This is a genomic window from Nocardioides sp. NBC_00368, from assembly GCF_036090055.1.
In the GTDB taxonomy this organism is placed as follows: domain Bacteria; phylum Actinomycetota; class Actinomycetes; order Propionibacteriales; family Nocardioidaceae; genus Nocardioides.
Genome location: NZ_CP107970.1, coordinates 1,332,184 through 1,351,454 on the forward strand (window position 1 = coordinate 1,332,184; position 19,271 = coordinate 1,351,454).

At 67.6% G+C, this 19,271-nt stretch carries 19 protein-coding genes; 12 read left to right on the plus strand and 7 right to left on the minus strand.

The genetic code is table 11. From position 1 onward, the window contains the following. The first annotated feature begins 9 nt into the window (after positions 1–9). Complete coding sequence (locus OG984_RS06310; RefSeq protein ID WP_442940959.1) at positions 10–468, plus strand: Lrp/AsnC family transcriptional regulator; 459 nt, start codon at positions 10–12, stop codon at positions 466–468. A 30-nt stretch (positions 469–498) separates the two neighbouring features. Here the strand turns inward: OG984_RS06310 and OG984_RS06315 are convergent, their stop codons facing one another. Further along, complete coding sequence (locus tag OG984_RS06315) at positions 499–1,878, minus strand: KamA family radical SAM protein (protein ID WP_328530748.1); 1,380 nt, start codon at positions 1,876–1,878, stop codon at positions 499–501. Between the two features lie 110 nt (positions 1,879–1,988). Between OG984_RS06315 and OG984_RS06320 the strand changes: the two genes are divergently transcribed. The 6 genes from OG984_RS06320 (at position 1,989) to OG984_RS06345 (ending at position 7,852) form a co-directional block, all read left to right on the plus strand. After that, on the plus strand, positions 1,989–3,035 hold the full coding sequence (locus OG984_RS06320) for an L-erythro-3,5-diaminohexanoate dehydrogenase (RefSeq protein ID WP_328530749.1): 1,047 nt from the start codon (positions 1,989–1,991) through the stop codon (positions 3,033–3,035). Then, entirely contained in the window at positions 3,032–4,585 is a 1,554-nt protein-coding gene (locus tag OG984_RS06325) for a lysine 5,6-aminomutase subunit alpha (protein WP_328530750.1), read from the plus strand. The genes OG984_RS06320 and OG984_RS06325 overlap by 4 nt, the downstream gene beginning before the upstream one ends. Beyond that, entirely contained in the window at positions 4,582–5,322 is a 741-nt protein-coding gene (locus OG984_RS06330; protein WP_328530751.1) for an OAM dimerization domain-containing protein, read from the plus strand. The genes OG984_RS06325 and OG984_RS06330 overlap by 4 nt, the downstream gene beginning before the upstream one ends. Continuing rightward, positions 5,319–5,717, plus strand: coding sequence for a hotdog domain-containing protein (locus OG984_RS06335; RefSeq protein WP_328530752.1), 399 nt, complete (start codon positions 5,319–5,321; stop codon positions 5,715–5,717). Before OG984_RS06330 ends, OG984_RS06335 begins: the two co-directional genes overlap by 4 nt. Positions 5,718–6,575: 858 nt before the next feature. Then, entirely contained in the window at positions 6,576–7,376 is an 801-nt protein-coding gene (locus OG984_RS06340) for a polyprenol monophosphomannose synthase (RefSeq protein WP_328530753.1), read from the plus strand. Beyond that, a complete protein-coding gene (locus OG984_RS06345; protein WP_328530754.1) occupies positions 7,373–7,852 on the plus strand; it encodes an FxsA family protein in 480 nt (159 codons plus the stop codon). The genes OG984_RS06340 and OG984_RS06345 overlap by 4 nt, the downstream gene beginning before the upstream one ends. Positions 7,853–7,926: 74 nt before the next feature. On the opposite strand, the gene OG984_RS06350 is transcribed toward OG984_RS06345, so the two are convergent. The 4 genes from OG984_RS06350 to OG984_RS06365 form a co-directional block, all read right to left on the minus strand. After that, positions 7,927–8,313, minus strand: coding sequence for an RNA polymerase-binding protein RbpA (locus OG984_RS06350; protein ID WP_008359714.1), 387 nt, complete (start codon positions 8,311–8,313; stop codon positions 7,927–7,929). Positions 8,314–8,565: 252 nt separating this feature from the next. After that, a complete protein-coding gene (locus OG984_RS06355; protein ID WP_328530755.1) occupies positions 8,566–9,918 on the minus strand; it encodes an MFS transporter in 1,353 nt (450 codons plus the stop codon). After that, entirely contained in the window at positions 9,915–10,778 is an 864-nt protein-coding gene (locus tag OG984_RS06360; RefSeq protein WP_328530756.1) for a glycerophosphodiester phosphodiesterase, read from the minus strand. Before OG984_RS06360 ends, OG984_RS06355 begins: the two co-directional genes overlap by 4 nt. A 142-nt stretch (positions 10,779–10,920) precedes the next feature. Continuing rightward, positions 10,921–12,447: a UDP-N-acetylglucosamine 1-carboxyvinyltransferase gene (locus OG984_RS06365; RefSeq protein ID WP_328530757.1), complete on the minus strand. Its 1,527-nt coding sequence runs from the start codon at positions 12,445–12,447 to the stop codon at positions 10,921–10,923. 139 nt (positions 12,448–12,586) lie between these two features. Here OG984_RS06365 and OG984_RS06370 point away from each other — a divergent pair, with 139 nt between their 5' ends. Next, positions 12,587–13,615, plus strand: coding sequence for a zinc-dependent alcohol dehydrogenase family protein (locus tag OG984_RS06370; protein ID WP_328530758.1), 1,029 nt, complete (start codon positions 12,587–12,589; stop codon positions 13,613–13,615). A gap of 52 nt (positions 13,616–13,667) precedes the next feature. Then, entirely contained in the window at positions 13,668–14,171 is a 504-nt protein-coding gene (locus OG984_RS06375) for a GNAT family N-acetyltransferase (RefSeq protein ID WP_328530759.1), read from the plus strand. Here the strand turns inward: OG984_RS06375 and OG984_RS06380 are convergent. Together OG984_RS06380 and OG984_RS06385 are read right to left on the minus strand one after the other, a co-directional pair. Then, the gene (locus OG984_RS06380; RefSeq protein WP_328530760.1) at positions 14,168–15,058 is read right to left on the minus strand and encodes a lytic transglycosylase domain-containing protein; all 891 of its coding nucleotides are present in this window, start codon (positions 15,056–15,058) and stop codon (positions 14,168–14,170) included. The two genes, OG984_RS06375 and OG984_RS06380, sit on opposite strands and share 4 nt — an antisense overlap. Positions 15,059–15,083: 25 nt before the next feature. Continuing rightward, positions 15,084–15,770 (minus strand): alpha/beta fold hydrolase, encoded by a 687-nt coding sequence (locus OG984_RS06385; protein ID WP_328530761.1) that lies wholly within the window; start codon positions 15,768–15,770, stop codon positions 15,084–15,086. 741 nt (positions 15,771–16,511) lie between these two features. Here OG984_RS06385 and OG984_RS06390 point away from each other — a divergent pair. The 3 genes from OG984_RS06390 to OG984_RS06400 all read left to right on the plus strand — a co-directional run bounded on the left by OG984_RS06390 (position 16,512) and on the right by OG984_RS06400 (position 19,085). Continuing rightward, on the plus strand, positions 16,512–16,796 hold the full coding sequence (locus OG984_RS06390; RefSeq protein WP_442940961.1) for an LLM class flavin-dependent oxidoreductase: 285 nt from the start codon (positions 16,512–16,514) through the stop codon (positions 16,794–16,796). A 13-nt stretch (positions 16,797–16,809) separates the two neighbouring features. After that, the gene (locus tag OG984_RS06395) at positions 16,810–18,237 is read left to right on the plus strand and encodes a recombinase family protein (RefSeq protein WP_328530762.1); all 1,428 of its coding nucleotides are present in this window, start codon (positions 16,810–16,812) and stop codon (positions 18,235–18,237) included. Positions 18,238–18,509: 272 nt separating this feature from the next. Then, on the plus strand, positions 18,510–19,085 hold the full coding sequence (locus OG984_RS06400) for a hypothetical protein (RefSeq protein WP_328530763.1): 576 nt from the start codon (positions 18,510–18,512) through the stop codon (positions 19,083–19,085). Positions 19,086–19,271: the final 186 nt, after the last annotated feature.

Sequence of the window (19,271 nt, forward strand, 5' to 3'; positions counted from 1 at the left end):
GCTATCGCCGTGACTGCACCTGAGATCGAGGCCACCGACCGTAAAATCCTCCAGCTTCTCGCGGAGGACGGTCGGATGTCCTACACCGACCTGGGCAAGGCGACCGGCCTGTCGACCTCGGCCGTGCACCAGCGCGTCAAGCGGCTCGAGCAGCGCGGCCTGATCACCGGCTACGGCGCCACCGTCAACTACGCCGCCATCGGCGTGCCCCTGACCGCGTTCGTCGCGGTGCAGCCCATGGACCCGTCCCAGCCCGACGACTGCCCCGAGCGCGTCGCCGACCTCCACGAGGTGGAGGCCTGCTGGTCGATCGCGGGCGTGGAGTCCTACATGCTCAAGGTGCGGGTGGCGACCCCTGAGGCGCTCGAGGAGCTGCTCGGCCGGATCCGCTCGGTCGCCAACGTGTCCACGAGGACGACCATCGCGATGTACACCTACTACGAGAACCGCCCGACCCTGACCCACTGAGTCGGGCGCGCTGGGCCGGGCGGATCTCGGTCACTTCGCGTGGGTGCGCCACCACTCCTGGCCCGACTCGGGCAGCGTGTGGATCGGGTCGTAGTACTCGTAGGTCCTGGTCAGCGCCTCCGCGTCCGAGGCCTCGATCGAGGTGCGGTAGTTCTTGGTCCAGTAGGAGATGCCGCGCTCGGTGTCGTAGTCGGCGAGCTGGTGGACCCAGCGCTTGCCGACGAAAGGTACGTCGCACACGATGCGCGGGGTGGCGAACCCGGGCAGGTAGCCCATGATGTCGTGCTGCATCCGCTGGGCGTCGGCGACCGAGACGCGCCAGTGCTCCGAGAACGGGATCATGTCGCACATGTAGAAGTAGTAGGGCATGATCTGGGCGCCGTCGAGCAGGCGGAAGCAGAGATCGAGCAGCGAGTGGCTGTCGGCGTTGACGCCGGCGAGCAGCACACCCTGGTTGCGTACGTCCCGAACCCCGGCCGCCATCAGCGCCTTGGACGCCTCGGCGACCAGGGGCGTGACCGAGTTGGCGTGGTTGGCGTGGGTGTGGACGGCCAGTGAGACACCGCGCTCGCGGGCGATGCTGGTCACCCTGCTCATCCCCTCCAGGAGCGGCTCCTGCAGCCAGTGCTGGGGGAGCCCGACCAGACCCTTGGTGGCCAGCCGGATGTCGCGGATGTTGTCGATCTCCATCAGCTTGGTGAGGAAGTCCTCGAGCCGCGGCCAGGGCAGGTTGGCGACGTCGCCGCCGGAGACGACCACGTCACGCACCTGCGGGGTGTTGCGGAGATATTCGAGCATCGCCTCGTGGCGGTCGACCGGCTTGCCGGTGAGCTTGAGCTTGTCGATGACCGGGGTCGAGTTGCCGACCAGGTCCATCCGGGTGCAGTGGCCGCAATACTGCGGGCAGGTGGAGAGCAGCTCGGCGAGCACCTTGGTCGGGTAGCGGTGGGTCAGCCCCTCGGCGACCCACATGTCGTGCTCGTGCAGCGAGTCGCGGCTCGCCTGCGGGTGGGAGGGCCAGTCTGTGCGGCGGTCGGAGAAGACCGGGATCATGTAGTGACGGATCGGGTCCGCGTAGAAGGCGGCGGTGAACTCCTCGCCGGCCGACGCGCCCGTGGGAACCATGGTGTTGACCATCTGGGGCGGCACGAGCATCGACATGGTCGCGCGCTCGGCCATGTCCTTCTCGAGGTCGGCGTAGAACCGCTCGTCGAGAAGATCGCCCATCAGGGCACGCAGCTGGCGCACGTTCTTGATGCAGTTGACGCGCTGCCACTGCACGTCGCGCCACTGCTCCTCGGTCACGTCGGCCCACCCCGGGAACCGGGTCCAGTCGGGCTCGACCAGCTCGACACGCTGGTAGGCGTAGGGCTGTCCGTCTCGGGTAGTGGGCTCGATGGTTGCCGTCATGATCTCCACCATAGCGGGAGATCCTCCGGTGTTAGCAAGCCTAGGCCGCAATTCTTCCATCAGTCGCTGGTAGGGTCCGGCGTGAGATGGACGCAAGGAGGCGTACGACGATGACCACTTCTGACCCGACAGGCCTGCACCGGGTGCTCGATGAGCCGGTGGCCGGCTCGTTGCCGCTGCCTCAGGCGGCGCGAAGACTCGACACCCGAAAGACCTTGTGGCCCGACGAGGTGCGGATCCGGGTCGAGCGGCTGAACCTCGACGCCGCCTCCTTCCGGCAGCTCGAGTCCGCGCACGACGGCGACGGTGACGCCGTACGCCGGGAGGTGCTCGACATCGTCGCCGACCGCGGCAAGATGCAGAACCCGGTGACCGGCTCGGGCGGGATGCTCGTCGGCGTGGTCGAGGAGGTCGGCCCGGAATCCCCGCTGGGATTGAAGGCCGGCGACCGGGTCGCGACCCTCGTGTCGCTGACGCTGACGCCGCTGGTGATCGAGGACGGGCTCGCCGGATGGGGCGGTGACTCCGAGCAGGTGCCGTGCGACGGCTACGCCATCCTGTTCGGCCGCTCCATCGCAGCGGTCCTTCCCGACGATCTCGCCCCCGAGCTGGCGCTGTCGGTGATGGACGTGTGCGGTGCCCCGGCGCTGACCCGCAGGGTCGTCTCGGAGCGCTACAAGGACGGCGTCGTCGCCGTCATCGGTGGCGGCGGCAAGTCCGGGTCGCTGTCGCTGGCCGCGGCCCGTGACGCCGGAGCCCGCCATCTGATCGGCATCGTCCCGACCGAGACCGAGGCATCACGACTTCGCGAGGCAGACCTCGCGGACGAGGTCGTCGTCGCCGACGCCCGCAACCCGGTGGCCCTGCGCGACGCGGTCGCCAAGGCCGGCGGCCCTGCCGACGTCACCGTCGTCTGCGTCGACGTGCCTGGCTGCGAGGGCGGCGCCATCCTCGCCACCGCCGACCGGGGCACCGTCATCTTCTTCTCGATGGCCACCTCCTTCTCCGCCGCCGCGCTCGGCGCCGAGGGCCTCGCCGCCGACGTCACGATGCTGGTCGGCAACGGCTACGTCCCGGGCCACGCGGTCTACGCGCTGGATCTTCTCCGTGCCGATGCCGGGGTCCGGGCACTGTTCGAGGGGAGACTGGCCCAGTGAGACTCGACCTGGACCCACACACCATCGCCCGTGCCCGCGAGCTGGCCACCCGTGCCGGGGAGCCGATCGTGGAGATGGCCAAGCGGCACACCACCGTCGCGGTGGAGCGAGCCACGCTGCGGCTGGCCGGCCTCGCCGGCGCCGACCCGGACGGCACCCCCTGGGTGAACCATCTGGTCGACGCGGTGCGTGCCGACGTCGGCCTGGAGCACGGCATCGCCCTGCCGGTGTGGCACGCACTGGCCGCCCACAACAACGACCTGGCCCGCCTCGCCGAGGAGGCGGCCGCCGGTCAGGTGACCTTCCGCCTGCCCGAGGGCGCCGAGGCCGAGCTGGCCGCGAAGCACGCCCGCGAGGCGGTCGGGGTCGGGATCGCCCGGCTCGACGCCAGCCGGGTGGCACGTGAGCGGATGATCGCCGAGATCGGCGACGCACCCCGCAAGCCCTGGATCTACCTGATCGTCGCGACCGGCGACATCTACGAGGACATCCCGCAGGCGCAGGCGGCCGCCCGCGAGGGCGCCGACATCATCGCGGTCATCCGCTCGACCGGCCAGTCGCTCCTCGACTACGTGCCCGAGGGCGCCACCCGAGAGGGTTTCGCCGGGACGTACGCGACGCAGGAGAACTTCCGGCTCATGCGTGCGGCCCTCGACGAGACGAGCCGCGAGCTCGGCCGCTACGTACGGCTCACCAACTACGCGAGCGGGCTGTGCATGCCCGAGATCGCGGCGCTGGCCGGCATGGAGCGTCTCGACATGATGCTCAACGACTCGATGTACGGGATCCTGTTCCGCGACATCAACCCGGTGCGTACGTTCGTCGACCAGCGGCTCTCCCGCCAGATCCACGCACGGGCGGGCATCATCATCAACACCGGCGAGGACAACTACCTCACCACCGCCGACGCGGTCGAGGCGGCGCACACCGTGACCACCTCGCAGCTGCTCAACGAGTACTTCGCCAAGGAGGCCGGACTCGAGGACTGGCAGCTGGGCCTCGGCCACGCCTTCGAGATCAACCCGGACGTACCGGACTCGTTCCGGCTCGAGCTCGCGCACGCGCTGCTGGCGAAGACGATCTTCCCCGACGCTCCGCTGAAGTGGATGCCGCCGACGCGGCACATGACCGGCGACATCTTCAAGGGCTACCTGCTCGACGGGTTCTTCAACCTCGCCGGCGCGATGACCGACCAGGGCATCCTGCTGGTGGGGATGATGACCGAGGCGGTCGTGACGCCCTGGCTCTCCGACCGCGACCTGGCCCTGCAGAACGTCCGGTACGTGATGGACGCGGCCGGGCGTCTCGGCGAGGACTTCCACCCGGCTCCCGACGGGTTCATCGCCAACCGGGCCCGCGAGGTGCTGGGGGAGTCGATCGACCTGCTCGGGAAGATCATAGACGAGCCCAACGGGCTCCTGGACGCCATCGCCGACGGCACCTTCGGCCTGATGAAGCGCCCCGCCGACGCCGGCAAGGGCCTGGAGGGCGTGGCCGAGAAGTCCGAGGCGTACTACAACCCGGCCAGCGACATCTTGGAGGGAAAGTGACCATCATCAGGCCGTACGGCGACACCACCGGAGACGGGATGGTGCAGGTCTCCTTCACGCTGCCGATCAAGCACAGCAAGGTCGCCGACGGTGCCGCGCTGCAGCTGGCCAACAAGATGGGCATGGAGCCGGCGATGGTCGTCCACTCCAAGCCGATGGGCGACGACTTCACCTTCTTCGTCGTCTACGGGCAGGTGAACCACCTCGTCGACACCGACAAGGTGCAGGTCGTCGAGCGCGACTTCCCGCTGCTGACGCCCAAGGAGGCCAACGCGGTGATCAAGGAGACGCTGCGGCGGCCCATGGTCGTGGTCGGCGCCTGCATCGGCACCGACGCCCACACCGTCGGCATCGACGCGATCCTCAACATCAAGGGGTTCGCGGGGGAGAAGGGGCTGGAGTACTACAAGGAGATCGAGGTCGTGAACCTCGGCGCCCAGGTCTCCGTGCCGTCGCTGGTGGACGCCGCCGTCACCCGGCGCGCCGATGCCGTGCTCGTCTCCCAGGTCGTCACTCAGCGCGACGCCCACCTGCTCAACACCCGGGAGATGTCCGCCGCGTTCCGCGAGGCCTATCCGGCAGGGGAGCGGCCGCTGCTCGTCGTCGGCGGGCCCCGGTTCGACGAGTCGATGACCGGTGAGCTCGGCGTCGACCGTATCTTCGGCCGCGGCACCACCCCCGCCGAGGTCGCCTCCTATCTCGTCCACCGCACCACCGCCAAGGAGCCCGCCGCATGACGTCACCCGAGACCGGGCCCGCGATCGGGACCAAGGTCGTCCACCGCCGCTACGTGCCCTACTCCCACGCCCACTACGCCGGCAACCTGGTCGACGGCGCCTACAGCCTGGGCCTCTTCGGCGACGTCGCGACCGAGATGTGCATCCTCACCGACGGCGACGAAGGCCTCTTCGCCTCCTACGACGAGGTGCAGTTCAAGGCGCCGGTGCGCGCCGGGGACGTCCTCGAGATCACCTGCGAGCTGACCAAGGCCGGCCGACGGTCCCGAGTGATGGAGTTCGCCGTGTACGTCGTGGCCCGCGGCGCCGCCACCGAGGACCGTCCCGGTGCCGCCGCGATGCTGGACCAGCCGATCCTCGCCACCTCTGCACGCGGTACTGTCGTCGTTCCCTGATCGCCGCAACGGGTACCCGCAGGCGACACGCCGAGGTTCCCCGGTAATTCGTTGCTTTTTCGCGTCCGCCAGGCTGTTGCTGACCTGCGGAAACATGTGTTTCCGCAGGTCAGCGCCGTGTTGACTTACGCCGAGCCAGCGGGTGATGGTGGCAACGTTCGCCCATGCAGAGTCGCGGCTGGCGGACCGGCGCTCGACGAATCGGGTCGGGGGGTGTCGAGCCAGGCATACCTTCGTTCCGTTTTCGCGGGCGCGGTCAACGGCCGCGAGGGCAACGCGGGAGGGCCGAGACGCCCTTAGACAACGATCGTCCCCCTGCCTCCAGCAGGGATCGGAACGGCCCGAAGAACGTCTTGATCCTCCCGCGCTCTGTGTTATTTGCGATTGCTTCGCAATTCGCGCAGCACCTCCGCTTCACCCTCGTCTTCCTCCGCTCCGTTCGTCGCTGCGCTCCTCACTGCGCTGCGTCCAGACGAGGGACGCTCCGGCGCTGTACTTGTGGCGATTGCTTCGCAATTCGCGCAGCACCTCCGCTTCACCCTCGTCTTCCTCCGCTCCGTTCGTCGCTGCGCTCCTCGCTCCGCTGCGTCCAGACGAGGGACGCTCCGGCGCTGTACTTGTGGCGATTGCTTCGCAATTCGCGCAGCACCTCCGCTTCACCCTCGTCTTCCTCCGCTCCGTTCGTCGCTTCGCTCCTCGCTCCGCTGCGTCCAGACGAGGGGCGCTTCGGCGCTGTACTTGTGGCGATTGCTTCGCAATTCGCGCAGCGCCTTCGCTTGGCGGCGCGAGGATCTTGGGTTCGACCGGGGGGCGGATATCCTGTGACTTCCACCCCATTCCTTGACAAGGCCGGCGTACGTGACGAACGAGCAGCTTCCACCCTGGACCGAGATCGGCCGGGCGGTGATGGTGATCCCGACCTACAACGAGGCGGACAACCTCGCCTGGATCGTGGGGCGGCTGCGCAAGGCGCAGCCCCGCGTTGACGTACTCGTCGTCGACGACGGCTCGCCCGACGGCACCGGCACGATCGCCAACGAGCTCGCGGACAACGACGAGCAGATCCATGTGCTGCACCGCACCGAGAAGGCCGGTCTGGGGGCTGCGTACCTCCACGGGTTCGGGTGGGCGCTCGAGCAGGGCTACGACGTCGTGGGGGAGATGGACGCCGACGGCTCCCACCAGCCCGAGGAGCTTCACCTGCTGCTGGAGGCGCTGACCTCCGCCGACCTGGTGATCGGCGCCCGCTGGGTCCGCGGCGGCTCGGTGGTCAACTGGCCGCTGTCGCGACGCCTGCTCTCGGTCGGCGGCAACTTCTACGTCCGGCTCCTGCTCGGCATCGGCGTCCACGACGCCACCGCCGGCTACCGTCTCTTCCGGCGTACGACGCTCGAGAAGCTGCAGCTGAACAGCGTCGAGTCGACCGGCTACGTCTTCCAGACCGAGATGGTGACGCGTACGCTGCGGGCCGGCCTCACCGTCAAGGAGGTCCCGATCCAGTTCATCGAGCGGGTCCGGGGCGAGTCGAAGATGAGTCCCGCGGTCGCAGCCGAGTCGATGCGCCGAGTGACCCGCTGGGGCCTGGCCGAGCGCCGGGAGCAGCTGCTCTGGCTGCTGCGCCGCTTCGGGCTGGAGCGTCTCGTGGGAGGCCGTCGATGACGACGCGACGCCGCAGGCTCTCCTGGGTGCTGGTGCTGCTGTTCCTGGTGATGCCGCTGGCCGAGCTTTTCGTGCTCATCCAGGTCGGTCAGGTCATCGGCGTGTGGTGGACGATCCTGCTGCTGATCGCCGACTCGATCTTCGGCGCCTGGCTGATGCGCCGGGAGGGCGCCCGTGCCTGGTCCGCACTGACCACGGCCCTCTCCTCGGGCAAGTTGCCGTCCAACGAGATCGCCGACGGCGCGCTTATCCTGCTCGGCGGCGCGCTGATGCTCAGCCCGGGGTTCGTGACCGACATCTTCGGCATCGTGCTGATCCTGCCGTTCACCCGGCCCTTCTTCCGGAGGATCCTGGCCACGCTCGTGCAGAAGCGCCTGGTCACCGCCACGATGCCCTCCACCTTCGGTCCGGGTGCTCGGCCCCGCAACGACGACATCGTCACCGGCGAGGTCATCGACAAGGACAACATCGCCTAGACACCCCTCGAGATACGCCGAAGGCGGCCTCCCCACCGGGAGACCGCCTTCGGCGTATCTGGCTGTATCAGAAGTCAGGCGTTGGCCTTCTTCTTGCCCGGTCCCTTGCGGTGCAGGTGAGCCGGGCCGATCTCGCCGCCGCGGAGCAGGTCGAGGCGCTCCTTGAGGATGTCCTCGAGCTCCTTCTCCGAGCGCCGCTCCAGGAGCATGTCCCAGTGCGTACGCGCCGGCTTCTCGGCCTTCTCCTCGGGCTTGGCACCGGAGAGGTTGAGAGCCTCCATCCCGCAGCGCGGGCACTCCCAGATCGCCGGAACCTCGGCCTCGTCCGACATCGTGATCTCGAAGTCGTGGCCCTGCGGGCACCGGTAGGCCACCTGCTGGCGGCCCGCGAACTCGATGCCGCGTTCGTCCTCAAAACTTTGTCCGCCCAGTCGGGCGCCGCGCAACGTGCGCTCGGCCATGAAGCACCTCCTGAGTCGATCGTCCCCCGTTGAATGAGCTGAAGAGCGAAGCGGTCTGCGGACTCATGACGCAGGCCGGTCAGGCCTCTTCACACCAACAACGGTACAGAGGAGGTGATGATTCCGTGAATTGTCGAGATCCTCGCCGTGTTGTTCGACACAGGGCCCGCCTGACCTGCGGATCTCCCTGAGAGAGTCCTGAGCGGTCGATGTCTCGAAACCGCCAGCGGCAAGGAGCGCTCTCAGACCCTCTCAGACCCGCTCGGGCGCCCGGTTGCCAGCCTGCTCGATGCCCTTGGCGGTGTTCACCAGCGCCAGCAGAGCGCCACCGAGGACGAAGAAGGCGATCAGCGCCAGGATCGCGGGCCGGTAGGAGTCGGTGAGCTGGTAGACGAGGCCGAAGACCAGCGTGCCGAGCCAGGAGGTGCCGCGGTCCATGGCGTGGTAGAGGCTGAAGTACTCGGCCTCCTTGCCCGCGGGGATGAACAGCGAGAAGTAGGACCGCGCCAGCGCCTGGGTGCCGCCCATGACCAGCCCGATGCCGACCGCCACGACGAGCAGCGGTGCGAGGCTCTTCTCCGGCACGAAGTAGGCCACGACCACGATGAGCATCCAGCCGCCCAGACCGCCGAGGATCACCCGCTTGGCGCCGAAGCTCTTGGCCAGTCGGCCGAAGAAGATCGCGCCGCCGACGGCGACGAACTGCACCAGCAGATAGATGCCGAGCATCGTGCCGGTCTCGAAGCCGAGCTCCTCCACGCCGTAGGTCGACGCCGAGCTGATCACCGTCTGGATGCCGTCGTTGAAGAAGAGGTAGGCCAGCAGGAAGGTCAGCGCCACCGGGTAGTGCGGCAGCTCCTTGAGGGTCACGAACAGCTGGCCGAAGGAACGAGCCACCACGCCACCGGAGACGTCCTCCACGTCGGCGGGCTCGTGCCGGCGGATCCGGCGCCACGGGATGATGATGAAGCCCGCCCACCACAACCCGGCCGAGAGCATCGAGATCCGCACCGCCAGCGCCGTGCCGAGCCCGAGCGGGTCGGCGAAGGTGACCAGGAGGAAGTTGACCGCGAGCAGCAGCCCGCCGCCCGCGTAGCCGTAGGCCCAGCCGATGGAGGAGACCCGGTCGCGCTCGTTCTCGGTGGAGATCAGCGGCAGGATCGAGTCGCTGACCACCACGGCCGCACCCGCGCACAGGTTGGCGATGATGAACATGATCGACCCGAACCACCAGTTGTCCCCGGTCATGAAGAACAGCAGCGCCGCACAGAGCGCGCCGGCCCAGGCGAACCCGACCATCAGGTCCGGTTTGCGGGAGGTGCGGTCGGCTATCGCACCGACGAGCGGGTAGATGAGGGCCGAGAGAAGTGTGGAGAAGGTGATGACGTACGACGGCAGCGCACCCGGCGCGATCGAGAGGCCCAGCACGTCGATGCGGTTGTCGACGGCGGCGGCCTTCGCGATCTCGATCAGGTAGGGCGCGAACAGCACCCCGGCGACCGTCGTCTGGAAGGCGGAGACGGCCCAGTCGGTGAAGAACCAGCCCTTCTGCTCCCGCGCCCGCTCGACAGGCCTGAAGTCGCCGATCCCGGCTGATGTGGTCACTTCTCGGGCTCCTCGCCATGCTCTACGGATTCGGCCTCGTCGGTGGGCTCAGCCCGAGGCGGCTCAGCGTGAGACGGCTCAGCCTCCCACAGGCCACGCTCCTCCAGGAACGCTTTCAGTACGTCGGTGCGGTCGGTCATCAGGCCGTCGACGTCGCGCTCGATCAGCCGCTTCATCTCGACCGGGTCGTCGATGGTCCAGACGTGGACCTCCTTGCCGGCCTTGTGGGCGCGGCGCACCAGCCCACGCGATGCCACTCGGACGGACAGCGGGCCGATGAGGCGCTGACGGTGTGGGATCTGGAAGGCGTCGAACCGTCCGCCCGCGAGCCGCCTGGCTATCCCGGCGGTCGGGGCCAGCACATAGGCCAGCACCTCCCGAGGATTCGCCGAGGTCCGCACGCGCCCCTCGGTCAGGCGGCGGAACTCCCTGATCCGGCGGGCCGAGAACGAGCCGACGATGACCGTGTCCTCGCGATCGGTCGCCGCGAGGAGCTCGGCCAGCGCACCGACCGCCCCGTCGGACTTGAGATCGATGTTGAAGGTGACCCCGGGGAACGCCTCGAAGAGCTCGGCCAAGGACGGCACACCGTGCTGACCGCCGATGCGGGCAGCCTGCACCTCGGCGTACGTCATCTCCGCGATCAGGCCGCTGACGTCGGTGACCCGGTCGAGCGCTTCGTCGTGGAAGGCGAGCAGGACGCCGTCGCGGGTGACGTGCACGTCGGTCTCGAGATGGGTGTAGCCGAGCTCCACCGCATGCCGGAACGCCTCCATGGTGTTCTCCATCCCGACCAGGTCGGGATGGAGCGCTCCACCACGGTGCGCGTAGGCGCGTACGCGTCGTTGCTGCTCCTTCACGGGGAGCATTAGACCACCGTCGCCGGTCTCGCAGTGTGGGAAGCGCCGCAGAGGTTGACGGGCACTTCGTGGGGTTGACGGGCACTGGAACACCTGTCAAGCCCAGGGATACCCGGTCGACCGGGTATCCCTGGGGCGCAGCTCAGATGTCGCGGAAGGCGGTGATGTTCGCGCCGAGCTGGTTGAGCCGCTCGGCGAGGTCCTCGTAGCCGCGGGCGATGACGTAGGTCGAGCGGAGCACCGAGGTGCCCTTCGAGGCGAGCATCGCGAGCAGCACGACGACGGCGGGACGCAGCGCCGGCGGGCAGACGATCTCGGTGCCGGAGAAGTGCGTCGGGCCCTCGATCATCACCCGGTGCGGGTCCATCAGCGTGACGTTGCCGCCGAGCTTGTTGAGCTCGGTCAGGTAGATCGCCCGGTTCTCGTAGACCCAGTCGTGCAGCAGCGTCTGACCCTGCGCCACCGCGGCGATCGCGGCGAAGAACGGCAGGTTGTCGATGTTGAGGCCGGGGAAGGGGAGCGGGTGGATCTTGTCCAGCGGCGCGTGCAGGACCGAGTGCTTGGTGTCGATGTCGACCAGGCGGGTCTTGCCGTTGAGCGCGAGGTACTCCTCGGAGAGGCTGTAGTTGAAGCCCATCTCCTCCAGCGTCGCCAGCTCGATCTCCATGAACTCGATCGGCACGCGCTTGATGGTGATCTCGGAGTCGGTCACGATCGCGGCGGTCAGCAGCGACATCGCCTCGATCGGGTCCTCGCTCGGCGCGTAGTCGACGTCGACGTCGATGACCTCGCGGCCGGTGACGCGCAGCGTGGTGGTGCCGATGCCCTCGACCTCGACGCCCAGCTTCTGCAGGTAGAAGCAGAGGTCCTGGACCATGTAGTTGGAGGACGCGTTGCGGATCGTGGTGGTGCCCGGGTGCAGCGCGGCAGCCATCAGGGCGTTCTCGGTGACGGTGTCGCCACGCTCGGTCAGCACGATCGGGCGACCCGGCTGGATCTCCCGGTTGACGCTCGCGTGGTAGGCGCCGTCGGTCGCCTTCACCTCGAGGCCGAAGGGGCGCAGCGCGGACATGTGCGGCTCGACGGTGCGGGTGCCGAGGTTGCAGCCGCCGGCGTAGGGCAGCTCGAAGGTGTCCAGGCGGTGGAGCAGCGGGCCGAGGAACATGATCACCGAGCGGGTGCGGCGGGCCGCGGCCTCGTCCACCGCGTCCAGGCGCAGCTCCTTCGGCGGAACGATCTCGAGGTCGTTGTCGTCGTTGAGCCAGCGGGTCTGCACACCGATCGAGTTGAGCACCTCGATGATGCGGTTGACCTCTTCGATGCGGGCGACCTTGCGCAGCGTCGTACGGCCCCGGTTGAGCAGCGAGCCGACCAGGAGCGCGACACCGGCGTTCTTGGAGGTCTTGACCGTGATCTCACCCGACAACGTCGTCGGACCGGTGACGCGCAGATGCGTCGGGCCGGCCCCGATGTCCACCAGGGAGGAGTCGAGCGCGGCACCGACCCGGGCGATCATCTCGAGGGACAGGTTCTGTTGTCCCTGCTCGATGCGGTTGATCGCGCTCTGGCTGGTGTTGAGAAGGTCAGCGAGCTGTGCCTGGGTGAGGCCCTTGTGCTTGCGCGCATCGCGAATCAGATTCCCGATACGACCTTTGTATCCGTCGGTCATGGTGCACCACCGTAACTCATATATGAGATAAGCCTGGATTCCCCGCGAAGTGTCGGCGATTCGTTTCAGGGCTGTTGCCTGGCTCGTGGAGAGGCCACCGTGTGCAACATCTCTTTACGCCGGGTGACAGGATGCCACCATGCGCGCGACGACGATCCATGGGGTGGGCGACATCCGCTTCACCCAGGTACCCGATCCTGCTCTGAAGCAGCCCACCGACGCCATCGTCAAGGTGGTGGGCTCCTGTATCTGCGGCTCCGATCTGTGGAACTACCGCGGCTCCAACGGTGAGATCGAGGAGCCCCGCACGATCGGCCACGAGTGCATCGGCGTGATCGAGGAGGTCGGCGCCGACGTACGCGACTTCAAGGCCGGCGACTTCGTGATCGTCCCCTTCGACCACTGCGACAACACCTGCCCGCACTGCCTCGCCGGGGTCCAGTCGGTCTGCGAGAACCTCGGCTTCACGGTCAGCGGCCAGAGCGAGTACGCCCTGGTCAACCAGGCCGACGGCTCGCTGATCAAACTCGACGAGACGCCCGACCCTTCGATGTACCCCGACCTGCTCGCGCTCACCGACGTGATGGCCACCGGCTGGCACGCCGCGGTGATGTCCGGCCTGGGCTCCGGCGCCAAGGGCGGCACCGCGGTCGTCGTCGGCGACGGCGCGGTCGGTCTGTGCGGGGTGCTCGCGGCCGCTCAGCTCGGCGCGGAGCGGGTGGTGGCGATGTCGCGCCACGAGGCCCGCCAGGAGATCGCCAAGAAGTTCGGCGCCACCGACATCGTCGCCGCCCGTGGCAAGGAGGGCGAGGCGGCCGTGCGCGAGCTCACCGGTGGCATCGGGGCCGACTACGTCCTCGAGTGCGTGGGCACCGACCAGTCCTTCAAGACCGCCTCGAAGGTGGCCCGCCCCGGCGCGACCGTCGGGTTCGTCGGCGTGCCGCACGACGTCAACCTCCCGGTCAACGCCCTCTTCCGCACGAACGTCGGCCTCAAGGGCGGGATGGCACCGGTACGCCGCTACCTGCCCGATCTCCTCAGGCTCACGCTCGAGGGAACGATCAACCCCGGCTTGGTCTTCGACAAGGCGCTGCCCTTCTCCGAGGCGGCCGAGGGCTACCGCCTGATGGACGAGCGGCTCGCGACCAAGGTCCAGCTCACCTATTGAGCAGATCCCGGGCGGGGGATCGACCGAGCCGTTCGTCTGCGACACTCGGTCGATGCCCCGCACCGACACCATGCGCCTGCGCCCGCTGTCACCGGGCGACGAACACGTCTACGCCGCCTGGGCCGAGGATGAGGAGTTCCGGGTGGCCAACGGCTGGCCTGAGCGTGACCGCGACGGTCACCTCCGCCACTGGCGTCGTCTGATCGAGGCCCCGCCGCCCGAGCTCATCCGGCTCGCCGTGGAGGTCGACGAGGAGGTCGTCGGCTACGCCGACCTCCACGGCCTGGCGCCCGACACCCGCGAGCTCGGCATCGCCATCGGCCCGAGCTCGCGCTGGGGACAGGGCCTCGGCCAGCGCGCCATCAAGACCGCGCTCACCTACGGCTTCTCCGTCCTCGACCTCACCCGGATCTGGGCCGAGACGCACGAGACCAACGCCCGCGCCAAGAAGCTCTTCGACGCCACCGGTTTCATCGAGACCGGCCGCCACGGCACCGACACCTACCGCGGCGAGGACGTCAGCCTCGTCCAGTACGCCGTCGAGCGCCCCTACTAGCCGGCGATGCGTACGGCCTTCTCGTCCGGGTAGCCCTCGGGCAGCAGCATGGTGCCGTCCTGGTGCCGGTAGAGAACCTGCCAGTGCCAATAGAGGTCGTACGCAGCGGGGGACCGCTTCATCTGCTCGGCGTAGGCGCTGACGGCCGCCACATAGCGGTCAGAGTGGTTGTAGGACCACAGTGCGCCGGCCATGTCCCCGGGCGCGCCGTTGTTCGCCAGCATGCGGCCGGCCGCCATGATGGCGTCGCCGGGGTCGTTGATGTCGCCACCGGCGCCGTACTGGGCGAAGGTCGAGGGCAGGAACTGCATCGGACCCTGGGCGCCCGCGGTGCTGGTGCCGCGGATGCGCCCCATGCGGGTCTCGACCAGGTGGACAGCGGCGAGGTACTGCCACGGCGTCCCGGTCTCCCGCTGCGCCCTGCGGTAGAGCGGCCGGAGCTCGTCCGGAGATGGTGGCGTCAGGATCTTCCAGTCCGGGAGCTTCGGCTGCGGGTCGGTCATCGCCATGAGCTCGCGGGCAGCGGCGATGTCCGACTCGAGCTGGGCGCGGTCGGCACGGCCGAGCGCGCCCAGCACGGCGTCGGCCTTCGCCTTCGACCCGCGGGCGAGGTTGCGTGCGGTCGTCTGCTCGAACAGGGCCGCCTCGCGTACGTCCTCGGCTCCCGGCGTGCCGGCGGCGATCGTCGCCATCGCCCGGGTGAGACGCTCGGCCAGCGGCACCGACGCGTCGTCGAGCGGCGTCCTCGCCGCAGACGGATCCGGTGAGGACGCCGACGACGACGCCGACGGGCTGCGGCTGGAATCCGAGGACGGGTCACCTCCGCAGCCGGCGACGCCGGCCGAGAGGGCCGTGATGGCGGCCAGGGCAGCGAGCCGGGTGCGCACGCACCCGACGCTACCCGAGGCCTGCCTACTCGCCCGCCTGGGCGATGACGGCCGCGAGCTCGGCCGGCTTGGACAGCTGAGGCCAGTGGCCGGTGGGCAGGTCGACGTAGGTGACGTCCTTGTGCTTCGGGATCGCGGCGACCGACTCCATACCGTCGGCGACCCACTCCTTCAGGTCGGCAGCCCGGTATTCGGGGCAGACGAACACGGCCGGCACCGAGTAGCGCCGCTCGTCGCCAGCCTCGAACGGCTCGGTGGTCAGGCTGGCGGGGGAGGGCCGCAGCAGCGCCTCGAAGGTGGCGCGGTCGAGGTCGCGTACGTCTGCCTCCTCGAACTCCTCCCACGGCACCGGCGGCAGGTCGGCGCCGTCGGTCGGGAAGTTCTTGGCCGGGATCATGCCCGGCTCCGCCGGCCAGCCACCGACGTAGACCACGGTCGAGACCTTGTCGACGCGCGCGTCGAGCGCAGCGCCGGCCACCGCGCAGCCCATCGAGTGCCCGACGAGGAGCACGGGGCCGTCCGACTCGTCGATGGCTGCCACGACGGCAGCGACCTGGTCGGCCACGTGCACGCCGGAGCGGTCGGTCTCGGCCGACTCGAGGCCGGGAAGGGTGATCGGCCGTGCGGTGTGGCCGGCGTCGGTCAGGTGGGGGACGACGAGGTCCCATGAGGATGCGTCCAGCCAGAGGCCGGGTACCAGAACGATGTCCATGAGGCGATCCTGGCCCTGGTTGCGGACGATCCGCTTCCGCGACTCAACTGATTCTCGAACGTCGCTGACTTTCGAACACAAGAACGGTGGCCACCGCGATGCGGTGGCCACCGTTCTGGACGCCCGAGACAGCTGACGTCAGGTCGTTCAGCGAGCGCCGGCGACCTCCAGTAGCTCCGCGACCTCGTGGGCGCGGCAGTCGCAGTCGGCGTCACACGGCAAGAAGCGGTGACGTGCGTGCCCGCAGTCGCGGCACGGCATGTCGTGAGAAAGCGTGAAGCTCTGCACCTCAACGGTGTCCCACATAATGAATTCATCCCCCAGAGAATGTTGGTCGGCCTTATATCGGTGAAACTGCATCGGTGAAGCTGCCTGATATGTAACACGATAATCCGCGACTTCGGAAGAGCTCGGACAACACGCCGAGACAATGTTTTCCCTGGTCAGTCGACCGATATGATTATTCGGTCGACCGATAGATAAACTCATAAGGGGCTCCTGTTGGTGCCGTGTAGACGTCTGCTTTACGGCACGTACGACGGCCCTCTTGGCGTGTGGACGGAATGAAAACAGAACGCTGACCGCCATACGACCACCGACAAGGTGGTGTCGAGACGGAGACAGTTCCGGAGTGCAGAACACCCAGAGGCGAAGGTCCCGGTCGCCCCGTCGGACGTGACCAGGCCTCGCCTGACCCCGCTTCGAGGGAATCCTGTGGGACTGTTGAGGGTTCTACTACCCGTGAAGAACATCGGATTCTTGTCTTTCGGCCACTGGACACCGTCGCCCTACTCGCAGACGAAGTCGGCACGAGACGCGCTGCTCCAGGGCATCGAGCTCGCCGTCGCCGCCGAGGAGCTCGGCGTCGACGGGGCGTACTTCCGGGTCCATCACTTCGCGCGCCAGTACGCCTCGCCGTTCCCGCTCCTGTCCGCGATCGGTGCCCGTACGTCGAGGATCGAGATCGGCACCGGCGTCATCGACATGCGCTACGAGAACCCTTTGTTGACATTGCGCCACTTCTGACAGAATGCGCTCCATGAGAGCGGTGGTGTACACACGGATCAGCCTTGACCGAGCGAGCGAGCCTGGCACGACAGACACGACAGATGCGACAGGCCCACGACGAGGCGACGCACTGGAGCGCCAAGAGGCAGCCTGTCGTGCCATGTGCCTCATGCGTGACTGGGAAGTTGTCACAGTCGAGTCTGACACCGTGTCGGGGTACACGGGGGAGACCCGTCCCGGCTGGGAGCGCGTACAGCAGATGATCGCTGCGGGCGAGGTTGACGTTGTGGTCGTGTGGAAGATCGACCGACTCACGCGAACCGTGTCGGGCCTCGTCGACCTCGTGAGGATGGCGAAGGACACTGGCGTCAACATCGCCACGACGGACGGCTTCCTTGACCTGTCAACACCGATCGGTCGAGCGATCATCACGATCCTCGCCACGATGGCTCAGTTGGAGACCGAGCTGAAGCAGGAGCGGCAGCGTGCGGCGAACCAGCAGCGCCGCGAGAGGGGTGAGCCGTGGAAGTCGGGCTGGAAGACGTTCGGGTACGAGTTGGCGACCGGCGATGTGATCGAGCCTGAGGCGGCTCTCATTCGCAAGGGCGCTGAAGACTTTCTCGGCGGCAAGCCGATGAACCAGATCGCAAAGGACTGGGATGCCTCAGGTATCAAGCCTCGCTCCGGGGGCAACTGGAACATCACCTCGGTTCGTACGGTGCTCGTGAACCCTCGCCTGGCCGGCCATCAGACATACAAGGGCGAGATCATCGGTGAAGGCGCTTGGGAGCCGATCCTCGACAAGGAGACGCACGCTCTCGTCTCTGCTCGTGTCGCTGACCCGTCGCGGCGTACTGGCGGCTCGAAGGCTGGCCCAAGGGCTGAGTACCTGCTGTCCGCTCTGGCGACATGTGCGACGTGTGGCGAGAAGGTTCAGTCGCGTGGCTCGTACCGATGCAAGAACAGTCACGTCTCCACCGATCAGGCGAAGGCTGACGCAACGGTTGTGGCCGCCTTCAGCCTGGCTGCAACGATGATGCTTCCTGGTCTGCTCGTGAACCTTCCGACGACTGGCAAGTCAAAGCACGTGCTCACGGCCATCGACGAAGAGCGCACGAAGCAAAGGGAACTGGCTGACTCGTTCGCCGCTGGCAGGATCCCGCTGGCGGTTCTCGAGTCTGGCTCTGCGTTGATCGAGAAGCGCATTGCCAAGCTGGAGCAGGAGATGGGCGGGGGAGAGCAGGGCATCGACCCGAGGCGCTTGAACGCTCAGGCCGTGCGGAACTTCGCCAACGGCGACCTGAACACGCAGAGGGCGATCCTCTCGCGTGTCGCACGCATCAAGTTGTTCCCGAAGGGTCGCGGCAGGAAGAACGTCGGGATCCGGGAGCAGGTTGCGATGCAGGTCAAGGTTCGAGGCAGGTGGGTCGATCTCATGGATCGCAAGTACGACGACTGATCCATCGCTCCATCGCTGCGAGCCCTGCCCGCAGTCATGAAGGGAGTCATGCACGCAGTGGCGCACTCACTGTGAGTGCAGAAGAGGCTCACACTGATGTTTCAAGGAACTCAGTGTGAGCCTTTTTCGTTCTCTCTGTGATACCCTTCGGTCGACAAAAGAAAGACCCCGCGAGAGCTGCAACTCTCCGGGGTCATGGCTGAAGGGATGACTTCAACGTGTCCAACCGTACCACCGAACTCACGCACCACGCGCACGTCAGGGAGCAGATGATGAACTCAGAACTCACGTCCACTCAGCGGCTGGTCCTGCTGGCCTTCATCGACCACATGGAGAAGGACGGCTCGGTCTGGCTCAAGCGCGAGCGTGGCCTCCAGTGGACGGCGCTCAGCAAGGCGACGTGGGATCGCTCCATCAAGACGCTTCGGGCTGAGGGCTGGCTTCAGGAGACGAAGGCGGCTCGTCCTGGTCGCTCGACGGAGTACAAGGTGTGCGTGCCTGGCACGGCGTACGACTCGCAGGCTGACGCTGAGACCGTGGCTGCGTTCGCCTCGGAGATCGAGGTTGTCTTCCCGGATCCCTTCATCAAGGAGCCAGCCAACGGCCAGAAGTTGCCCACCGGCAAGGAGATGCACGAGTACATCCGCAACGAGATGCCGTGGGTCAGGAACATGGCTGCGTTCCTGCGCAACGACGAGGCGAGGGATGAAGTCATCGCTGGCGTGCTGAAGCAGCGGTCGAAGAAGGTCGCCTTCGATGCGGTCATGGGCGACCCTGAGCGCTGCGAGAAGGGGTACAGGTTCGACGCTGACGGCGAGTGCCTGGGGGCCTGCCGGCATCGGCGCTGACCGGGGGAGTGGGACAAGCCTGACCGATCTTCGGACTGTACAAACAGGGGGAGCGGGACAGACCGCACCGTTCCTCCGTATGTACAAGTGAGGCGCGTGGGACAAGCCCGAGCGTTCCTCCGTATGTACAAGTGAGACGCAACGGCCAGGCACTGCCGAAAACTGTCGGTGGTGCCTGGTACTCTG